Genomic DNA, 17,628 nt, shown 5'->3' with positions numbered 1-17,628 from the left:
AATGAGCGATACCGCACACCGACCTCTCCGGGGAGAAGAGATGTACGAGTACGAGCTCCAGCAGATCCGTTCCGCCGAGCTGATCCGCCGGGCCGAGCACGAGCGGCTGGTCCGCGAAGCCATACGCAGCGGCCGCGCCGCCCGCCGGGAAGCCGCCGAACGCGCCGCGGGGAACGAGGCGGATACCCGCCGTCCACGGCGGCACCGGTCCCCACGCACCGCGTGAGCGCGGCCGGGCCGGGGGACGGCGCGCGGGACGGACGCCACCGCGGGAAAACCGGTGCCGCGTTGTCGGACCCCCGTGCGATGCTCGGACTTGTGGAGACCAGGTCCGTCAGTCCCGTATTCGTCGGCCGCGCCGAGGAGTTGGAGACGCTGAACGACGCGCTCGCCCGCGCTGATGCGGGCGAGCCGCAGGCGTTGCTGGTGGGCGGTGAGGCCGGCGTCGGCAAGACCCGCCTCGTCGAGGAGTTCGCCACCGCCGCCGGCCGCAAGGGCGCCGTCGTCGCGCTGGGCGGCTGTGTCGAGATCGGTGCCGACGGGCTGCCCTTCGCCCCGTTCTCCACCGCACTGCGCGCCCTGCGCCGTGAACTGCCGGACGAACTGGCCGCTGCGGCCGCCGGGCAGGAGGAGGAACTGGCCCGGCTGCTCCCCGAGTTGGGCGAGACCGGCACCGGCCGGCCCGACGAGGAGGGCATGGCCCGTCTCTTCGAACTCACCGCCCGCCTGCTGGAACGCATCGCCGCCGACCGCACGGTCGTCGTCGCCCTGGAGGACCTGCACTGGGCCGACGCCTCCACCCGCCACCTCCTCGCCTACCTCTTCCGCACCCTGCGCACCGGCCGCCTCGTCGTCCTCGCCACCTACCGCTCCGACGACATCCACCGCCGCCATCCGCTGCGCCCACTGCTGGCCGAACTGGACCGGCTGCGCACGGTCCAGCGCATCGAACTCGCCCGCTTCAACCGCGCGGAAGTCGCCTGCCAGATCGCCGGCATCCACGCCGCCGAACCGGACCCCGCGCAGGTCGACGAGATCTTCCAACGCTCCGACGGCAACGCCTTCTTCGTCGAGGAACTCGCCGTCGCCGCCCACGAGGGCTGCCGCACCGGACTCACCGACTCCCTGCGCGACCTGCTCCTCGTCCGTGTCGAAGCGCTGCCCGAGAGCGCCCAGCGGGTCGTCCGGATCGCCGCCGAGGGCGGCTCCACCGTCGAGTACCGGCTGCTGGCCGCCGTCGCCGGTCTCTCCGAGGACGACCTCATCGAGGCCCTGCGAGCGGCGGTCAACGCCAACATCCTGCTCGCCGCACCCACCGGCGACGGCTACCGCTTCCGCCACTCCCTGGTCCGCGAAGCCGTCGCCGACGACCTGCTGCCCGGCGAGCGCTCCCGCCTCAACCGCCGCTACGCCGAAGCCCTGGAGGCCGACCCGGGCCTCGTCCCCGCCGACCAGCGCGTCATGCGCCTGGCCAGCTACTGGTACCACGCCCACGACGCCGCCAAGGCCCTGCCCGCCGTCCTCGACGCCTCCGTCGCCGCCCGCCGCCGGCACGCCTACTCCGAGCAACTCCGGCTTCTGGAGCGCGCGATGGAGCTGTGGGACCCCGCCCCCGAGGACGTCCGGGCCGCACTGCGCCCCGCCGGCTACACGGACGTGTACCGCGCTCCGGACGGCGGAGATCAGGCGACCACTGCGCTGCGCTACCTCGACCTGATGGCCGCGGCCGCCGTCGCAAGCCGCTTCTGCGGAGAACGCGAACGCGCCCTGAAGATCACCAAGCGGGCGCTGCGCCTGCTGGAGGACGAGGACGACCCGCTGCTCGCCGCCTGGTTCTGGGTCCAGCGCTCCCGCCTGGTCCAGGCGAAGGCCCGCGACGACGGCTGGAAGGAACTGGCCACCGCCCAGGAACTGGTCCGCGGACTGCCGCCCTCCGAAGTGCACGCCGAGGTCCTGACCAACGTCGCCGGCTGGTCCATGCTGCACCAGCCCGGCGCCGCGGCCCTCGCCGCCGCCGAGCGCGCCGTGGAGTACGCGCGCATGGTCGAGGCCCGCGAGGTCGAGCTGAACGCCCGCGTCACCCGTGGCGTCCTCCTCGTCGACGCCGGCGACATCGAAGCGGGGCTCGCGGAGATGTACGAGGTCAAGGAGCAGTCCCTCGCCGGGTCCTTCACCCATGTCGCCGGCCGTACGTACGTCAACCTCCCGTCCGAACTCGAAGCCGTCGGCCGCTCCCTCGAAGCCGCCGGGATCCTGGAGGAGGGCACCGGATTCGCCCGGAAGTACGGCCTGCTGGACACCGAGGCGTGGGTCTGGGGCAACCTCTCCGACTCGCTGTTCTCACTGGGCCGCTGGGACGAGTCCGCCGAGGCCGCGTCGAACGCGCTGCGCCGGGGCCACAGCGCCAAGCCCCAGGGCACGGCCGCCCTGTGCCTGGCCAATCTCGCCCTGGCCCGCGGCGACGCCGCCGAAGCGGGCCGCCAACTGGCCGCCGCACACGGCTATTTCGGCACCCACGACCCCATGCCCCAGCAGTGGCTCCCCCTGGCCTTCATCGCCATCGGCGTCGCCGCCTCGGAAGGCCGCATCCTGGACGCCCGCGGCGAACTCGACCGCGCCCTCGACGCCGGCATCCCGCCCGGCACCCAGCGCTACGGCTGGAGGCTGCTGCTCGCCGCCGCCACCGCCGAGGCCGACAGCCGCAACCTGCCCGCCGCCCGGCAGGGCCGCGAAGAAGCCCTGGAGCGCATCTTCAGCGCCGTCAAGCGCCTTGCCACCGGCGCGCCCATCTGGGCCGCCCACGAAAAGTGGGTACGCGCCGAGCTCCAGCGCGCCGAGGGCATCGCCGGCCCGGACACCTGGTCCGAGGTGGTCACGGCCTTCGAGCGCCTGGAACGCCCCTACGACCTCGCCCGCGTCCGCCACCGGCTCGCCGAGGCCCTCCTCACCGCCGGGGGAGAGGACGACCGTGACCGTGCCACCGAGCTGCTCCGGCTCGCGCATGCCGTCGCCGACCACCTCGGCGCGCGCCCCCTCGCCGACGCAGTCGGCCTGCTCGCCCAGCGCGCCCGCCTCAGCCTCCGCCGGGCCCCGCAGCAGTCGCCCGCCGCCAATCCGGTCCAGGCCCTCGGCCTCACCAGCCGGGAACGCGACGTCCTCCGCCTGGTCTCCATCGGCCGCACCAACCGCCAGATAGCGGAGGAACTCTTCATCTCCCCGAAGACGGCCAGCGTCCACGTCTCCAACATCCTCGGCAAGCTCGGCGTCTCGGGACGCGGCGAGGCGGCGGCGCTGGCGCATCGGCTGGGCCTGTTCCCGTCCGAAACCCTCAGCGCTCCAACGGCAGGGTGACGCTTACGCTGTAGAGCAACCGGCCGAGGGAGGCCCCGTGTTCAACGTCTTCGAGGAACTGTTCGCGCCCGGCCGCAAACACACCCGCGACGAACAGAACCGTCTGGAGCTGACCCGGGAGGACGTGGGCGACGGGGATCCAGGACGCGGCCCGATCGACCTGTCGTCCGGGAAGGTCGTCGTACGCCCGCCCGAGCCGCCCGAGGAGGAGCCGACGGAGGACTGAGGCGCCGTACTCAGCTCACCTCCAGTTCCAGGATCCGGTCGTCCCCGCCGTCGGGGGACCCCCGTCCGTCCGTCTCGCTGGTCACCAGCCAGAGCTTGTTGCCGCCCGCCGAGACCACCGTGCGCAGTCGGCCGTACTCGCCCTCCAGAAACGCCTGCGGGTCGGCGGAGGCCTCCGTGCCCTTCAGGGGGATGCGCCACAGGCGCTGGCCGCGCAGGCCCGCCATCCATATGGAGCCCTCGGCGTATGCGATGCCGCTGGGGGAGGCCTTGTCCGTGGCCCACTGGGCCAGCGGATTGCGGAACCCGGCCTCGTCGGAGGCGCCCTCGACCTCCGGCCAGCCGTAGTTGTCGCCCGGCGCGATCGCGTTCAGCTCGTCCCAAGTGTCCTGGCCGAACTCCGCGGCGAACAGCCGCTGCTTGTCGTCCCAGGCGATGCCCTGCACATTGCGGTGGCCGTACGAGTACACCGGGGAGTCCGGGAACGGGTTGCCCGGTGCCGGTTCGCCCTCCGGGGTCATGCGCAGGATCTTGCCGCCCAGGGATTCCCTGTCCTGGGACAGGCCCTCCTCGCCGCTCTCGCCCGTACCCGCGTACAGCATCCTGTCCGGGCCGAAGGCGATCCGGCCGCCGTTGTGGATGAAGCCCTTGGGGATGCCCCGGAATATCGTGTCCGGCGCGCCCAGCTGTTCGCCGGAGGGCTTCTGCTCGTCGTACAGCATGCGGACGATGCGGTTGTCCGAGGCCGAGGTGAAGTACGCGTAGACCATGTGGTCCGAGGCGTAGTCGGGGGAGAGGGCGATGCCCATCAGGCCGCCCTCGCCGGCCGGTGACACCCCCGGCACCTCGCCCAGCTCCGTCTTCCGGCCCGTCTCGGTGTCGACCCGCGTGATCGTGCCCCCGTCGCGGGAGGAGACGAGGAGGTCGTCGTCGGGGAGGGCAGCAAGACCCCAGGGACTGTCCAGGTCCTCGGTCACCGTGCGCACGACCTCGACCGAGCCCCTGGCGGGCGGGGTCTCCTCGGCAGCCTGCCCCGAGGGCGGCGACTGCGCGGCCGTACTGCTCGGTGTGGTGTCTCCTCCACCGCCGGGGGAACCCCCTCCCTCGTCGTCGGAGGAGCAGCCGGCCGTCAGCAGGAGTGCGGCCGCGGCCAGTACGGCCGTCACAGCTCGACGTTGCACGATCATGGTCCCTTCGACGCGGCGGGTTCTACTTTTCATACACCGCTCGCGCCCCACAGGTTCCCGATCACCCGATCCCGAACCAACGAATCAGGAATCTGCAGGTCAGCTCATTCCCACGATCCCTGCGCCCTCGGCAGCCCCGACACCTCCGTCAGGTCCCCGGCCGACAGGCACAGCCGGGCCGCGTCCGCGTTCTCCGTCACCCAGCGCTCCCGCTTGGCCCCCGGCACCGCAACCACGTGCCGGCCCTGCGCCAGCACCCACGCCAGCGCCACCTGGGCCGGCGTGACGTGCTCGCCGTGCCTGGCCGCCACCCGGCGCAGGCCGGCCACGATCGGCTGGTTCGCCGCCATCATCTCGGCGGTGAAGCGGGGGTGGCGGGCACGCATGTCGTCGGGCTCGAAGCCCTCGCCGGGCGTCAGCGTGCCGGTCAGGAAACCGTTGCCGAGCGGCATCGCGGCCAGGAAACCGATGCCGCGCGCCTCGCACCACGGCACCAGCGTGTCCAGCGCCTCCGGCGACCACACCGCCAGCTCCGCCTCCACCGCGCTCACCGGGAAGACCTGCTGCACCCGCTGCAACTGCCGGATCGTCGCGTCGTGCAGCAGCGTCCCCGCCCGCCGCCCGCCGCGCGCCCCCACCGCGCACAACCCCAACGCCCTTACCTTTCCGGCCTGGACGAGTTCCGCCATCGCACCCCAGGTCTCCTCCACGGGAACCTCGGGGTCGGCGCGGTGCAGCTGGTAGAGGTCGATGACGTCCGTCTGCAGGCGCCTCAGGGACGCGTCGCAGGCCCGCTTCACATACCCCGGGCGGCCGTTGGCCACGATGTGCTGCTCGCCCACCAGCAGGCCGACCTTGGTCGACACGAAGGCATCGGACCGCCGCTCCTTCAACACCCGGCCCAACAACAGCTCGTTGGTGAACGGGCCGTACATGTCGGCCGTGTCCAGCAGCGTCAAGCCCAGATCGAGCGCCTGGTGCACGGCCCTGAGCGACTCGTCGCCCCGTTGCCGTGACGTGCTGTACGCCCAGCTCATCGGCATGCACCCGAGTCCGACGGCCCCCACCGCGAGTGCCGCCGCGCCGATCGTCCTGCGCTCCACCTGCCCGTAACCCTCCCTCTCCTGCCACCCCAACCTAACCTCTGCACTCCCGTGCCCCTCACATAGCCTCGTGAGCATGACTGCTGACGTGTGGCTGCCCATCCCGCCGGAGGAGATCGAGGGGCTTCCGGAAGGGCCGAACTACCGCTTCTGGGACGGCGGAGAGACCTTCCCCGCGGATCCCGGCGACTGTGTCTTCTATGTCGTCCCCTACATGAAGCCCAGCGAGGTCGGCGTGCGGCCGCTGCCGGGGATGACGTCCGTCGAGGTCGTGCAGACGCTCTCCGCCGGTATCGATCATGTCGAGCCGGGGCTGAAGCACCTGCGCCCGGGCGTGCGGTTGTGCAACGCGCGCGGCGTGCACGAGGCGAGCACCGCGGAGCTCACGCTCACGCTGATCCTGGCCTCGTTGCGCGGGATCCCGGACTTCGTGCGGGCGCAGGACCGGGGGGAGTGGCTCGGCGGGTTCCGGCCGGCGCTCGCCGACAAGAACGCACTCATCGTCGGATACGGGTCGATCGGCGCGGCGATCGAGGACCGGCTCGCGCCGTTCGAGCTTGCGCGGGTGGCGCGCGTCGCGCGCTCCGAGCGCACCACGGCGCGCGGTCCCGTGCATCCGCTCACCCAACTGCCCGTCCTGCTCCCCGAAGCGGACGTCGTCATCCTGTCCACGCCGCTGACGGAGGCCACCCGGGGCCTGGTCGACGCCGAGTTCCTGGCCCGTATGAAGGACGGTGCCCTCCTCGTCAATGTCGCCCGCGGCCCCGTCGTCGACACCAAGGCGCTGCTCGCGGAACTGGACAGCGGCCGCATCACCGCAGCCCTCGACGTCACGGATCCCGAACCGCTGCCGCCCGGTCACCCCCTGTGGCGTGCGCCCGGCGTGCTGATCAGTCCGCACGTCGGCGGGCCCACCTCCGCGTTCCTGCCGCGCGCCAAGCGGCTGCTGGTGGACCAGTTGAGCCGCTACGTGAACCAGGAGCCGCTGCGCAACGTGATCCTTACGACGGGCACGAGCGGAACCTGACCGACCGCCTCGGGCCCGCCGCAACAGACGCGACATCCGGTTCGGGTACCCTCCGCAACCTTCCGGAAGCGGTCCGTACCCGCATCCCTGCTGGTGGTCACGGAGCGTAGAGAAGCCCTGTCATTGAGTGACGAGACTGGTGTATCGTCCGGACAGGGGCTGCGCCGCAGACCGTTCGGCGCCGGGGATGGACATTGCAGACTGTGAGGGGGGCGACGGGCGATGCACGGCCTATGGGCGAACGATCCGACGCGGCGGGGCCGCCGACGGCGACCCTGGCGCATGGCCGCGTCTGGCCGCGGCCATGGCGCCGGTCACGGCGCACACCACAGCCAATACCACCCCAGGCACAGCAGCCGCAGGAAGCCGGCACTCCCGCCGCACCGGGACCCGGGGGCGGAGCGGACCGGGAGGGCCCGGTGAACGCGCCCTCGCCACCCGCGGCCGTCCTCGACCAGGTGCTGCGGCGACAGCCTGCCCAGGGGACGCTGCTGCCCCGGTCGCCGGCCTCGGGCGCCGGGTCGAGCATGCTCCCCCAACTCCTGCTGGCCCTGGTGTGCGCGGCCTACGCCGTCGGTTCCGCGGTCGGCTGGGGCTCGCACCAGCTCGCCCTGATCATGGGGGACTTCGGGCTGAGTGCCGCCGCGGGCGCAGCCGCCGTGTCGTGCTTCCTCTACGCCCACAGCCGCCGGGTCCGGTTCCGCTCCGCCTGGCTGCTGTTCGCCCTCTCCTCGACGATGGCGGCCCTCGGCAACCTGGTCTGGGGGTGGTACGAGGTCGTCCTGGGACGGCCCGTGCCCAGTCCCAGCTACGCCGACCTGTTCTTCCTGTGCTTCGCGCCGCCCGCGATCGTGGGCCTGCTGGTCCTCGCCAAACGGCCGGTGACGAAGGCGGGCTGGGTCTGCCTCGCCCTGGACGCCTGGCTGATCGGCGGCTGCCTGGTCACCCTGTCGTGGAGCCTCGCACTCGCCCAGGCGGCCAAGGGCGGCGGACCCGGCGTGGCGCACACCGCGCTGTCGCTCGCGTACCCGCTGCTCGACATCGCCCTGGTCAGCATGGTGCTCGCGCTGCACTTCCGGCGCTCCGGGGCCAACCGCTCCGCGGTGAACACCGCGATCGGCGCCCTCGCCCTGACCGTGATGTGCGACGCCCTGTTCGCCTCACCGCTGCTCCACGACAGCTACCGCTCGGGCCAGCTGCTGGACGCGGGCTGGTTCGCCGGCTCGCTGCTGCTGGCGTACGCGCCCTGGGTCGCGCCCCGGCCCGGCCGGCCCGGTGACGAGCCGCACGCGCGCGTGGTGCACGAGCACCTGCCCGGACAGCGCGGTTCCACCCACCCGCACCCGCCCGTGCAGCAGGACGAGCGCGACCGGTATCCGGCCACCCGGCCCCTCACCTGCTCCCTGGCAGCCCTCACCCCGTACCTCGCCGCCGCCGTGTGCACGCTGGGAATCCTCTACAACGTGCTCAACGGCCGCAGCGTCGACCGCGTGGTGCTGATCACCGGCGGCACGGTCGTGCTCGCCCTGGTGGTGCGCCAGGGGATCATGCTGCTCGACAACATCACCCTCACCCAGGAACTGGTGCAGAAGGAGAACCACTTCCGCTCCCTGGTGCAGGGCTCCAGCGACGTCATCATGATCGCCGCGCCCAACGGCGTCCTGCGGTACGTCTCCCCGGCCGCCGCCGGGGTCTACGGACGGCCCGCGGAGGAGCTGGTGGGCAGTGAACTGGCCGAACTCATCCACCCGGAGGACCTGGGCTGCGTGGTGCACGAGGTGCGCCGCTTCCTCGCCGCCAGCCCTCTCGATGAACCCACTACGCGCATCGAGTGCCGCTTCCGGTCCGGCGACGGCGGCTGGCTGAACGTCGAGTCGACCGTCAACCGCCACCAGGGCGGCCTGATCTTCAACAGCCGGGACGTGACTGAAAGAGTGCGCCTCCAGGCGCAGTTGCAGCACAACGCCGAGCACGACCCGCTGACCGACCTGCCCAACCGCGCCCTGTTCACCCAGCGCGTCCAGCAGGCCCTGTCCGGCCGTCGCAGCACAGACCGCGGTGCCGCCCTGCGGGGCACGGCCGTGCTCTTCATCGACCTCGACGGATTCAAGGCCGTCAACGACACGATCGGGCACCAGGCCGGGGACGAACTGCTCGTCCAGGCCGCACGCAGACTCCAGGAGGCCGTCCGGCAGGGCGACACCGCCTCCCGGCTGGGCGGCGACGAGTTCGCGGCCCTGATCGTCGGCGACGGCGCCCGTGACCGTACAGCCCGCGAACGGCACATCCTGGAGCTCGCCGACCGCCTCAGGATGACGCTGTCGCAGCCGTACCTCATCGACGGCAACGATGTCCGGGTCGCCGCCTCCATCGGCGTCGCCTTCGCCGAGCCCGGCCTCGGTGCGGGTGAGCTGCTGCGCAACGCCGACCTCGCGATGTACCGCGCCAAGTCGGCCGGCAAGGGCCGCGTCGAGCTGTACAAGCCGCAGATGCAGCAGGACGTCGTACGCAAGGCGGAACTGGCCACACGACTGCGGGCCGCGCTGCACGACGGCGAGTTCACGCTGCTGCACCAGCCCGTGGTCTGTCTGGAGGACGGCCGGATCACCTCGGTCACCGCCCAGGCGCGCTGGCGGTCGTCCCAAGGGGTGCTGTTCACACCTGCGGAGTTCCTGCGCGTGGCTCCGGACGCCCCGGGCGTCGAGGACGCCGGGGACAGCGACAAGACGGCCGAGCTGGGCCGCTGGATGCTTCAGGAGGCGGTCGAGCGGGCCGCCGAACGCGGTGCGAGCGGCCACGCCGTGCCCGTGGCCGTCCGGATGGCCGCGCGCCGGCTGCTGGACCGGTCGATGCCCCTCGGCTCCGTCGAGGCACTGCTGACCCGGCACGGGCTGCCGCCCGGGGCGCTGATCATCGAGCTGTCGGACATCGACCCCAGGGTGTCCCTGGACGACCTGGAGCGGCGTCTGGGCGCCCTGCGGCGGGTCGGCGTCCGGATCGCGCTGGACGGCTTCGGCAGCGGCTGCCCGGCCATCACGGCGCTCAGACGGCTCCCGATCGACGTCCTGCGGCTCGACCGCGGCCTCGTCGAGGGCGTCGTCGAGTCCGCGCGGCTGCACAAGATCACCAGTGGGCTGCTCCGCATCGCGGGCGATCTCGGGCTGCAGTCCGTGGCCGAGGGCGTGGATCTGCCGGAGCAGGTCGTCGCCCTGCGCGCGATGGGGTGTACGCACGGGCAGGGTATGGCCTTCTCCGGCCCACTGGACGAGTACCGGCTGCGCAGAGCGTTGACGTCCGGCAGCTACCCGGTGCCGCACGACCCGGCCGAGCCCGCCTTCGCAGGCGGCGCGGGCGTGTACACCGGAGGAGTGACCGCCGGCGGGGTGACCACCGGAGGTGTGACCACCGGAGGTGTGACCACCGGCGGAGTGAGCACCGTCTTCTCCGGCGGGACGACCCTTCGCTCACATAATGAGACTCCCGTCCCACCCACTTGACAGTGGGTGTGCGCCGGGGAGAGGGTCAGTGCCATGCGCACCCGAATTCTCGTACTTGGACAGCGCGTCGGCTGAGCTGGGACCACCGGAGGACGATTCCGGAATCCCCAGCGACCACACCGGCGCGCTCCCCTCGCTTGCCTTACGGCACGAGGGGTTTTTTGTTGCACAGGCACCTGCCGAACAGCAGTCGTACACCGCACAAACCTCGCAAAAACCCTCAGCATCGAGAAGAGAATGCCGATGACCGAGCAGGCCACCGGGGCCCCTCACCCGCAGCCGCGGCCCCGATCCGGAGGACAGCAGTCCGCCCCCGAGCACCTCACGGGCGCGCAGTCCCTCATCCGCTCTCTCGAGGAGGTCGGCGCCGACACGGTATTCGGCATTCCCGGCGGCGCGATCCTTCCGGCGTACGACCCGCTGATGGACTCCACCCGGGTCCGCCACGTCCTGGTCCGGCACGAGCAGGGCGCCGGCCACGCCGCCACCGGCTACGCGCAGGCCACCGGCAAGGTCGGCGTCTGCATGGCGACCTCGGGGCCCGGCGCCACCAACCTGGTCACGCCGATCGCCGACGCGCACATGGACTCGGTGCCGCTCGTGGCGATCACCGGTCAGGTCGCCTCGAAGGCGATCGGCACGGACGCCTTCCAGGAAGCGGACATCGTCGGCATCACCATGCCGATCACCAAGCACAACTTCCTGGTCACCAAGGCCGAGGACATCCCGCGGGTGATCGCGCAGGCGTTTCACATCGCCTCCACCGGCCGCCCGGGCCCGGTCCTGGTCGACATCGCCAAGGACGCCCTCCAGGCGCAGACCACCTTCTCCTGGCCGCCCACCATGGACCTGCCCGGCTACCGGCCCGTCACCAAGCCGCACGCCAAGCAGATCCGCGAGGCCGCCAAGTTGATCACCTCCGCCAGGCGGCCCGTCCTCTACGTCGGCGGCGGCGTCCTCAAGGCCGGCGCCACCGCCGAGCTGAAGGTCCTCGCAGAACTCACCGGAGCGCCCGTCACCACCACCCTGATGGCGCTCGGCGCATTCCCCGACAGCCACCCGCTGCACGTGGGAATGCCGGGCATGCACGGTTCGGTCACCGCCGTCACCGCGCTGCAGAAGGCCGACCTGATCGTCGCCCTCGGAGCCCGCTTCGACGACCGCGTCACCGGCAAGCTGGACAGCTTCGCCCCGTACGCCAAGATCGTCCACGCCGACATCGACCCGGCCGAGATCGGCAAGAACCGCGCCGCCGACGTGCCGATCGTCGGTGACGCCCGCGAGGTCATCGCCGATCTGATCCAGGCGGTGCAGAAGGAGCACAGCGAGGGCCACCGGGGCGACTACGAGGCCTGGTGGAAGGACCTGAACCGCTGGCGCGAGACCTACCCGCTCGGCTACGACCAGCCCGAGGACGGCTCCCTGTCCCCGCAGCAGGTCATCGAGCGCATCGGCCGGCTCGCGCCCGAGGGCACGATCTTCGCGGCGGGCGTCGGCCAGCACCAGATGTGGGCCGCGCACTTCATCCAGTACGAGAAGCCCGCGACCTGGCTCAACTCCGGCGGCGCCGGGACGATGGGCTACGCGGTCCCGGCCGCCATGGGCGCCAAGGCCGGCGCGCCGGAGCAGACCGTCTGGGCGATCGACGGCGACGGCTGTTTCCAGATGACCAATCAGGAGCTCACCACCTGCGCCCTGAACAACATCCCGATCAAGGTCGCCATCATCAACAACGGCGCCCTCGGGATGGTCCGCCAGTGGCAGACCCTCTTCTACAACCAGCGCTACTCCAACACCGTCCTGCACTCCGGCCCCGAGGCGGACGGAAAGCAGCCCAGCGCCGGCACCCGCGTCCCCGACTTCGTCAAGCTGTCGGAGGCCATGGGCTGCTACGCCATCCGCTGCGAGGACCCGGCCGACCTCGACAAGGTCATCGAGGAGGCGAACTCGATCAACGACCGCCCGGTCGTCATCGACTTCATCGTCCACGAGGACGCCATGGTGTGGCCGATGGTCGCCGCCGGCACCTCCAACGACGAGATCATGGCCGCCCGGGACGTCCGCCCCGACTTCGGCGACAACGAAGACGACTGAGCCGAGAGAGACCAAGACCCATGTCCAAGCACACGCTCTCCGTCCTGGTGGAGAACACGCCGGGCATCCTGGCCCGGATTGCCGCCCTGTTCTCCCGCCGCGGCTTCAACATCGACTCGCTCGCGGTCGGCGTCACCGAGCACCCCGACATCTCCCGCATCACCATCGTGGTGAACGTCGAGGACCTGCCGCTGGAGCAGGTGACGAAGCAGCTCAACAAGCTCGTCAACGTGCTGAAGATCGTCGAGCTGGAGCCGGGTTCGGCCGTTCAGCGGGAACTCGTTCTGGTGAAGGTGCGCGCCGACAACGAGACACGCTCCCAGATCGTCGAGATCGTGCAGTTGTTCCGCGCCAAGACCGTCGACGTCTCCCCGGAGGCCGTCACCATCGAGGCCACCGGTTCCAGCGACAAGCTGGAGGCCATGCTGAAGATGCTGGAGCCGTTCGGCATCAAGGAGCTGGTCCAGTCCGGCACGATCGCGATCGGACGCGGAGCACGCTCGATCACGGACCGGTCGCTTCGCGCGCTCGACCGGTCGGCATAAGAAACGGGATCGGGCGGCCGGACGACGACCCGGCCGCCCGTATGCCGAGACCCCCGAACTTCCCCTCACCCCGCCGTCATACGGTGGGACGCAACATCTGCACCCCAAGGAGAGAACCCAAAGTGGCCGAGCTGTTCTACGACGCCGACGCCGACCTGTCCATCATCCAGGGCCGCAAGGTCGCGGTCATCGGTTACGGCAGCCAGGGCCACGCCCACGCCCTGTCGCTGCGTGACTCGGGTGTCGACGTGCGTGTCGGTCTGCACGAGGGCTCCAGGTCCAAGGCCAAGGCCGAGGAGCAGGGCCTGCGCGTGGTGACGCCGGCGGAGGCCGCCGCCGAGGCCGACGTCATCATGATCCTGGTGCCGGACCCGATCCAGGCCCAGGTCTACGAGGAGTCCATCGCCCCGAACCTGAAGGACGGCGACGCGCTGTTCTTCGGCCACGGCTTCAACATCCGCTTCGGCTTCATCAAGCCTCCGGCCGGCGTCGACGTCTGCATGGTGGCCCCGAAGGGCCCGGGCCACCTGGTGCGCCGTCAGTACGAGGAGGGCCGCGGCGTTCCCTGCATCGCGGCCGTCGAGCAGGACGCGAGCGGCAACGCCTTCGCGCTGGCCCTGTCGTACGCCAAGGGCATCGGCGGCACCCGCGCCGGCGTCATCAAGACGACCTTCACCGAGGAGACCGAGACCGACCTGTTCGGTGAGCAGGCCGTCCTGTGCGGTGGTACGGCCGCCCTGGTGAAGGCCGGTTTCGAGACGCTGACCGAGGCGGGCTACCAGCCGGAGATCGCGTACTTCGAGTGCCTGCACGAGCTGAAGCTGATCGTGGACCTCATGTACGAGGGCGGCCTGGAGAAGATGCGCTGGTCGATCTCCGAGACCGCCGAGTGGGGCGACTACGTCACCGGCCCGCGCATCATCACCGACGCCACCAAGGCCGAGATGAAGAAGGTCCTCTCGGAGATCCAGGACGGCACGTTCGCCCAGAACTGGATGGACGAGTACCACGGCGGCCTGAAGAAGTACAACGAGTACAAGCAGCAGGACTCCGAGCACCTGCTGGAGACCACCGGCAAGGAGCTGCGCAAGCTCATGAGCTGGGTCAACGAGGAGGCGTAAGCCTCGGATCGAAGGGGCCGGAGCGGATTGCTCCGGCCCCTTCGGCGAACCCCGGGTAACGTCGTGTACGAAGACGTTGTCCATCCCGTCCAGCCACGGACGGGTGATCCGTCCGGAGAGACGCAGGACGACCTCCGCCACGGCACTACACTGCCGTACTACATACGCGTCAGGCCCACAGCGTCGTGCGTCTTCCACGCGGCTAGCCCCTCCTCCGCCTGCGGCCGTCGGGACGGCCGTCCGCACGCATTGGACTTGTGAGGACTCACGTGAGCTCGAAACCCGTCGTACTCATCGCTGAAGAGCTGTCGCCCGCGACCGTCGACGCGCTCGGCCCCGACTTCGAGATCCGGCACTGCAACGGCGCGGACCGCGCCGAGCTGCTGCCGGCCATCGCCGAGGTCGACGCGATCCTGATCCGCTCCGCCACCAAGGTGGACGCCGAGGCGATCGCCGCCGCGAACAAGCTCAAGGTCGTCGCACGAGCCGGCGTCGGCCTCGACAACGTGGACGTCTCCGCCGCCACCAAGGCCGGCGTGATGGTCGTCAACGCCCCCACCTCGAACATCGTGACCGCCGCCGAGCTGGCCTGCGGTCTCATCCTCGCCACCGCACGCAACATCCCGCAGGCCAACGCCGCGCTGAAGAACGGCGAGTGGAAGCGCAGCAAGTACACCGGCGTCGAGCTGGCCGAGAAGACCCTCGGTGTCGTCGGCCTCGGCCGCATCGGCGCGCTCGTCGCGCAGCGCATGTCGGCGTTCGGCATGAAGGTCGTCGCCTACGACCCCTACGTACAGCCCGCGCGGGCCGCGCAGATGGGCGTCAAGGTGCTGTCGCTGGACGAGCTGCTCGAGGTCTCCGACTTCATCACCGTGCACCTGCCGAAGACCCCCGAGACCCTCGGCCTGATCGGCGCGGAGGCGCTGCGCAAGGTCAAGCCGAGCGTGCGGATCGTCAACGCCGCGCGCGGCGGGATCGTCGACGAGGAGGCGCTGTACTCCGCCCTCAAGGAGGGCCGGGTCGCCGGCGCCGGTCTCGACGTGTACGCCAAGGAGCCGTGCACGGACTCGCCGCTGTTCGAGTTCGACCAGGTCGTGGCCACCCCGCACCTGGGTGCGTCCACCGACGAGGCGCAGGAGAAGGCCGGTATCGCGGTCGCCAGGTCGGTGCGCCTCGCGCTCGCCGGTGAGCTGGTCCCGGACGCGGTCAACGTCCAGGGCGGTGTCATCGCCGAGGACGTCAAGCCGGGCCTGCCGCTCGCCGAGCGCCTCGGCCGGATCTTCACCGCGCTCGCCGGTGAGGTCGCCGTCCGCCTGGACGTCGAGGTGTACGGCGAGATCACCCAGCACGATGTGAAGGTGCTGGAGCTGTCCGCGCTCAAGGGCGTCTTCGAGGACGTCGTCGACGAGACCGTCTCGTACGTCAACGCCCCGCTGTTCGCCCAGGAGCGCGGCGTCGAGGTGCGGCTGACCACCAGCTCGGAGTCGCCGGACCACCGCAACGTCGTCACCGTGCGCGGCACGCTCGGCGACGGCGAGGAGGTGTCGGTGTCCGGCACGCTGGCCGGGCCGAAGCACCTGCAGAAGATCGTCGCGGTCGGCGACTACGACGTCGACCTCGCGCTCGCCGACCACATGGTCGTCCTGAGGTACGAGGACCGTCCCGGCGTGGTCGGCACGGTCGGTCGCATCCTCGGCGAGGCGGGCATCAACATCGCCGGTATGCAGGTGTCCCGGGCCGTCGCCGGCGGCGAGGCGCTGGCCGTCCTGACGGTGGACGACACGGTGCCGTCCGGGGTGCTGGGCGAAGTGGCCGCGGAGATCGGCGCGACGTCGGCGCGGTCGGTCAACCTGGCCTGAGTCGCCGTCGTCCGGGGGCTGCCGCCCCCGGACCCCCGTGAACGGACCTCGTTCTCAAACGCCGGACGGGCTGAGTCGGTCAGCCTGTCCGGCGTTTCGCGTGTCCGGAACCCGCCGCAGCACGACCGCCCCCAGCACCGCCGCCCCCACCAGCAGCGTCGCCCCCGCCACCGCCGCCGCGTGCATGCCGCTGGTGAATGCTTCCCGGGCCGCCGTCGCCAGGGCGTCACCCGTGCGCCCCGGCAGCTGTTCGGCCACGGCGAGCGCGCCGCCCAGCGTCTCCCGGGCCGGATCGGGAGCCGAGGCCGGGATGTCGTGGCGGTAGACGGCCGTGCCGATGGAGCCCAGGAACGCCATGCTCAGCGCGCCGCCGAACTCCGTGCCGGTCTCCATGAGGGACGAGGCCGCGCCCGCCTTCTCCGCCGGGGCGGCGCCCATGGCCAGGTCGGTCACCTGGGCCATGACGGCGACGACGCCGCAGGCCAGGACGCCGCACGCGGCCAGCAGCAGCCAGAGGGAGTCCGTGCCGGTCAGGGCCAGCAGCACGTAGCCGCAGGCGGTGACGGCGAAGCCTCCGGACACCACATACGCGCGGGGCACGCCGCGCTGCACGAGCTGTGCGCTGACCGGGGCTGCGAGGCCGATGGGCACCGACGGCAGCAGGCTCCACAGCGCGGCCTCAAGAGGACTCTTGTCCAGGACCGACTGGATGTACTGGGTGGTGAAGTAGGCCGACCCCATCATGCCGAACGCGGCGACGAGGCTGAGGACGACGGCCGGGCTGAAGCCGCGGCTGCGGAACAGCTCCGGAGAGATCAGCGGAGACTCCGTCGTGCGCTGGCGGTGGACGAACAGCGCGGCGAAGAGCAGGCCGACCGTCACCGACACCACATGGCGCACGTTCCAGCCCTCCGCCGCGATCTCCTTCAGGCCGTAGATCACGGGGAGCACCGCCGCCATCGACAGCGGGACGCTCAGCAGGTCGAAGCGGCCGGGCCGGGGGTTCCTCGACTCCGGTAGCAGCACCGGGCCGAGGACCAGGAGCAGCAGCATCGCGGGCAGGTTGACCAGGAAGACCGAACCCCACCAGAAGTGCTCGACGAGTACGCCGCTCATCACCGAGCCGAGTGCGATACCGGCCGTCATCACGCCCGACCACAGGCCGATCGCCTGCGCGCGCTGGGCGGGGTCGGTGAACATCGTGCGGACCAGCGCCATCGTCGACGGCATCAGGGTCGCGCCGCCGATACCGAGGACCGCGCGGGCCGCGATCAGGGTCTCGGCGCTGCCGGCGTACGCCGCCACCAGCGAGGCGGCGCCGAACGCGGTCGCGCCGATCAGCAGGAGCCGGCGGCGGCCGATGCGGTCGCCCAGCGAGCCCATCGTCATCAGCAGGCCGGCCAGCACGAAGCCGTAGATGTCGAAGATCCACAGCTGCTGGGTGCCGCTCGGCTCGAGATCCGCGCTGATCGCGGGGATCGCGAAGTAGAGGACGGAGACGTCCATCGAGACCAGCAGGAGCGGAAGCATCAGCACGCCCAGGGCCGTCCATTCACGGCGGCCGGCGCGCGCCGGAGGGTTCGGGTTCGTCGTCATGGCCTCGACTGTACGGGCGTCTT

General features: G+C 71.2%; 12 protein-coding genes. 9 read left to right on the top strand and 3 right to left on the bottom strand.

The window, feature by feature from the left end; translation table 11 throughout:
• Positions 1-40: 40 nt before the first annotated feature.
• The 3 genes from ACFVJQ_RS21100 (at position 41) to ACFVJQ_RS21090 (ending at position 3,577) form a co-directional block, all read left to right on the top strand.
• Positions 41-226, top strand: a complete 186-nt coding sequence (locus ACFVJQ_RS21100; protein ID WP_224736851.1) for a hypothetical protein — start codon at positions 41-43, stop codon at positions 224-226.
• Positions 227-306: 80 nt separating this feature from the next.
• Positions 307-3,351, top strand: coding sequence for an AAA family ATPase (locus ACFVJQ_RS21095; RefSeq protein WP_385513685.1), 3,045 nt, complete (start codon positions 307-309; stop codon positions 3,349-3,351).
• Positions 3,352-3,388: 37 nt separating this feature from the next.
• Complete coding sequence (locus ACFVJQ_RS21090; RefSeq protein ID WP_385513686.1) at positions 3,389-3,577, top strand: DUF6191 domain-containing protein; 189 nt, start codon at positions 3,389-3,391, stop codon at positions 3,575-3,577.
• Between the two features lie 10 nt (positions 3,578-3,587).
• On the opposite strand, the gene ACFVJQ_RS21085 is transcribed toward ACFVJQ_RS21090, so the two are convergent.
• Both ACFVJQ_RS21085 and ACFVJQ_RS21080 read right to left on the bottom strand, forming a co-directional pair.
• Positions 3,588-4,796, bottom strand: coding sequence for a PQQ-dependent sugar dehydrogenase (locus tag ACFVJQ_RS21085; protein ID WP_385785792.1), 1,209 nt, complete (start codon positions 4,794-4,796; stop codon positions 3,588-3,590).
• Between the two features lie 71 nt (positions 4,797-4,867).
• Positions 4,868-5,866, bottom strand: coding sequence for an aldo/keto reductase (locus tag ACFVJQ_RS21080; RefSeq protein ID WP_385785789.1), 999 nt, complete (start codon positions 5,864-5,866; stop codon positions 4,868-4,870).
• Positions 5,867-5,942: 76 nt separating this feature from the next.
• On the opposite strand from ACFVJQ_RS21080, the gene ACFVJQ_RS21075 reads away from it, so the two are divergent.
• The 6 genes from ACFVJQ_RS21075 to serA all read left to right on the top strand — a co-directional run bounded on the left by ACFVJQ_RS21075 (position 5,943) and on the right by serA (position 16,009).
• The gene (locus tag ACFVJQ_RS21075) at positions 5,943-6,893 is read left to right on the top strand and encodes a 2-hydroxyacid dehydrogenase (RefSeq protein WP_385513689.1); all 951 of its coding nucleotides are present in this window, start codon (positions 5,943-5,945) and stop codon (positions 6,891-6,893) included.
• A 419-nt stretch (positions 6,894-7,312) separates the two neighbouring features.
• Complete coding sequence (locus tag ACFVJQ_RS21070; RefSeq protein WP_385785786.1) at positions 7,313-10,390, top strand: putative bifunctional diguanylate cyclase/phosphodiesterase; 3,078 nt, start codon at positions 7,313-7,315, stop codon at positions 10,388-10,390.
• A gap of 237 nt (positions 10,391-10,627) precedes the next feature.
• The gene (locus ACFVJQ_RS21065) at positions 10,628-12,484 is read left to right on the top strand and encodes an acetolactate synthase large subunit (protein WP_385785783.1); all 1,857 of its coding nucleotides are present in this window, start codon (positions 10,628-10,630) and stop codon (positions 12,482-12,484) included.
• Between the two features lie 20 nt (positions 12,485-12,504).
• The gene (gene ilvN / locus ACFVJQ_RS21060; RefSeq protein ID WP_003997672.1) at positions 12,505-13,029 is read left to right on the top strand and encodes an acetolactate synthase small subunit; all 525 of its coding nucleotides are present in this window, start codon (positions 12,505-12,507) and stop codon (positions 13,027-13,029) included.
• Positions 13,030-13,151: 122 nt separating this feature from the next.
• Positions 13,152-14,150: a ketol-acid reductoisomerase gene (gene ilvC, locus ACFVJQ_RS21055; RefSeq protein WP_385513692.1), complete on the top strand. Its 999-nt coding sequence runs from the start codon at positions 13,152-13,154 to the stop codon at positions 14,148-14,150.
• A 269-nt stretch (positions 14,151-14,419) separates the two neighbouring features.
• On the top strand, positions 14,420-16,009 hold the full coding sequence (gene serA / locus ACFVJQ_RS21050; protein ID WP_224736849.1) for a phosphoglycerate dehydrogenase: 1,590 nt from the start codon (positions 14,420-14,422) through the stop codon (positions 16,007-16,009).
• A gap of 54 nt (positions 16,010-16,063) precedes the next feature.
• On the opposite strand, the gene ACFVJQ_RS21045 is transcribed toward serA, so the two are convergent.
• Positions 16,064-17,605, bottom strand: coding sequence for an MFS transporter (locus ACFVJQ_RS21045; RefSeq protein WP_385785778.1), 1,542 nt, complete (start codon positions 17,603-17,605; stop codon positions 16,064-16,066).
• Between the last annotated feature and the right edge of the window lie 23 nt (positions 17,606-17,628).

It is taken from the genome of Streptomyces sp. NPDC127197 (genome assembly GCF_042672405.1).
GTDB lineage: Bacteria > Actinomycetota > Actinomycetes > Streptomycetales > Streptomycetaceae > Streptomyces > Streptomyces flavusporus.
Note: the sequence above shows the minus strand (reverse complement) of the source record. Positions and strands in the feature narration are given on the sequence as shown.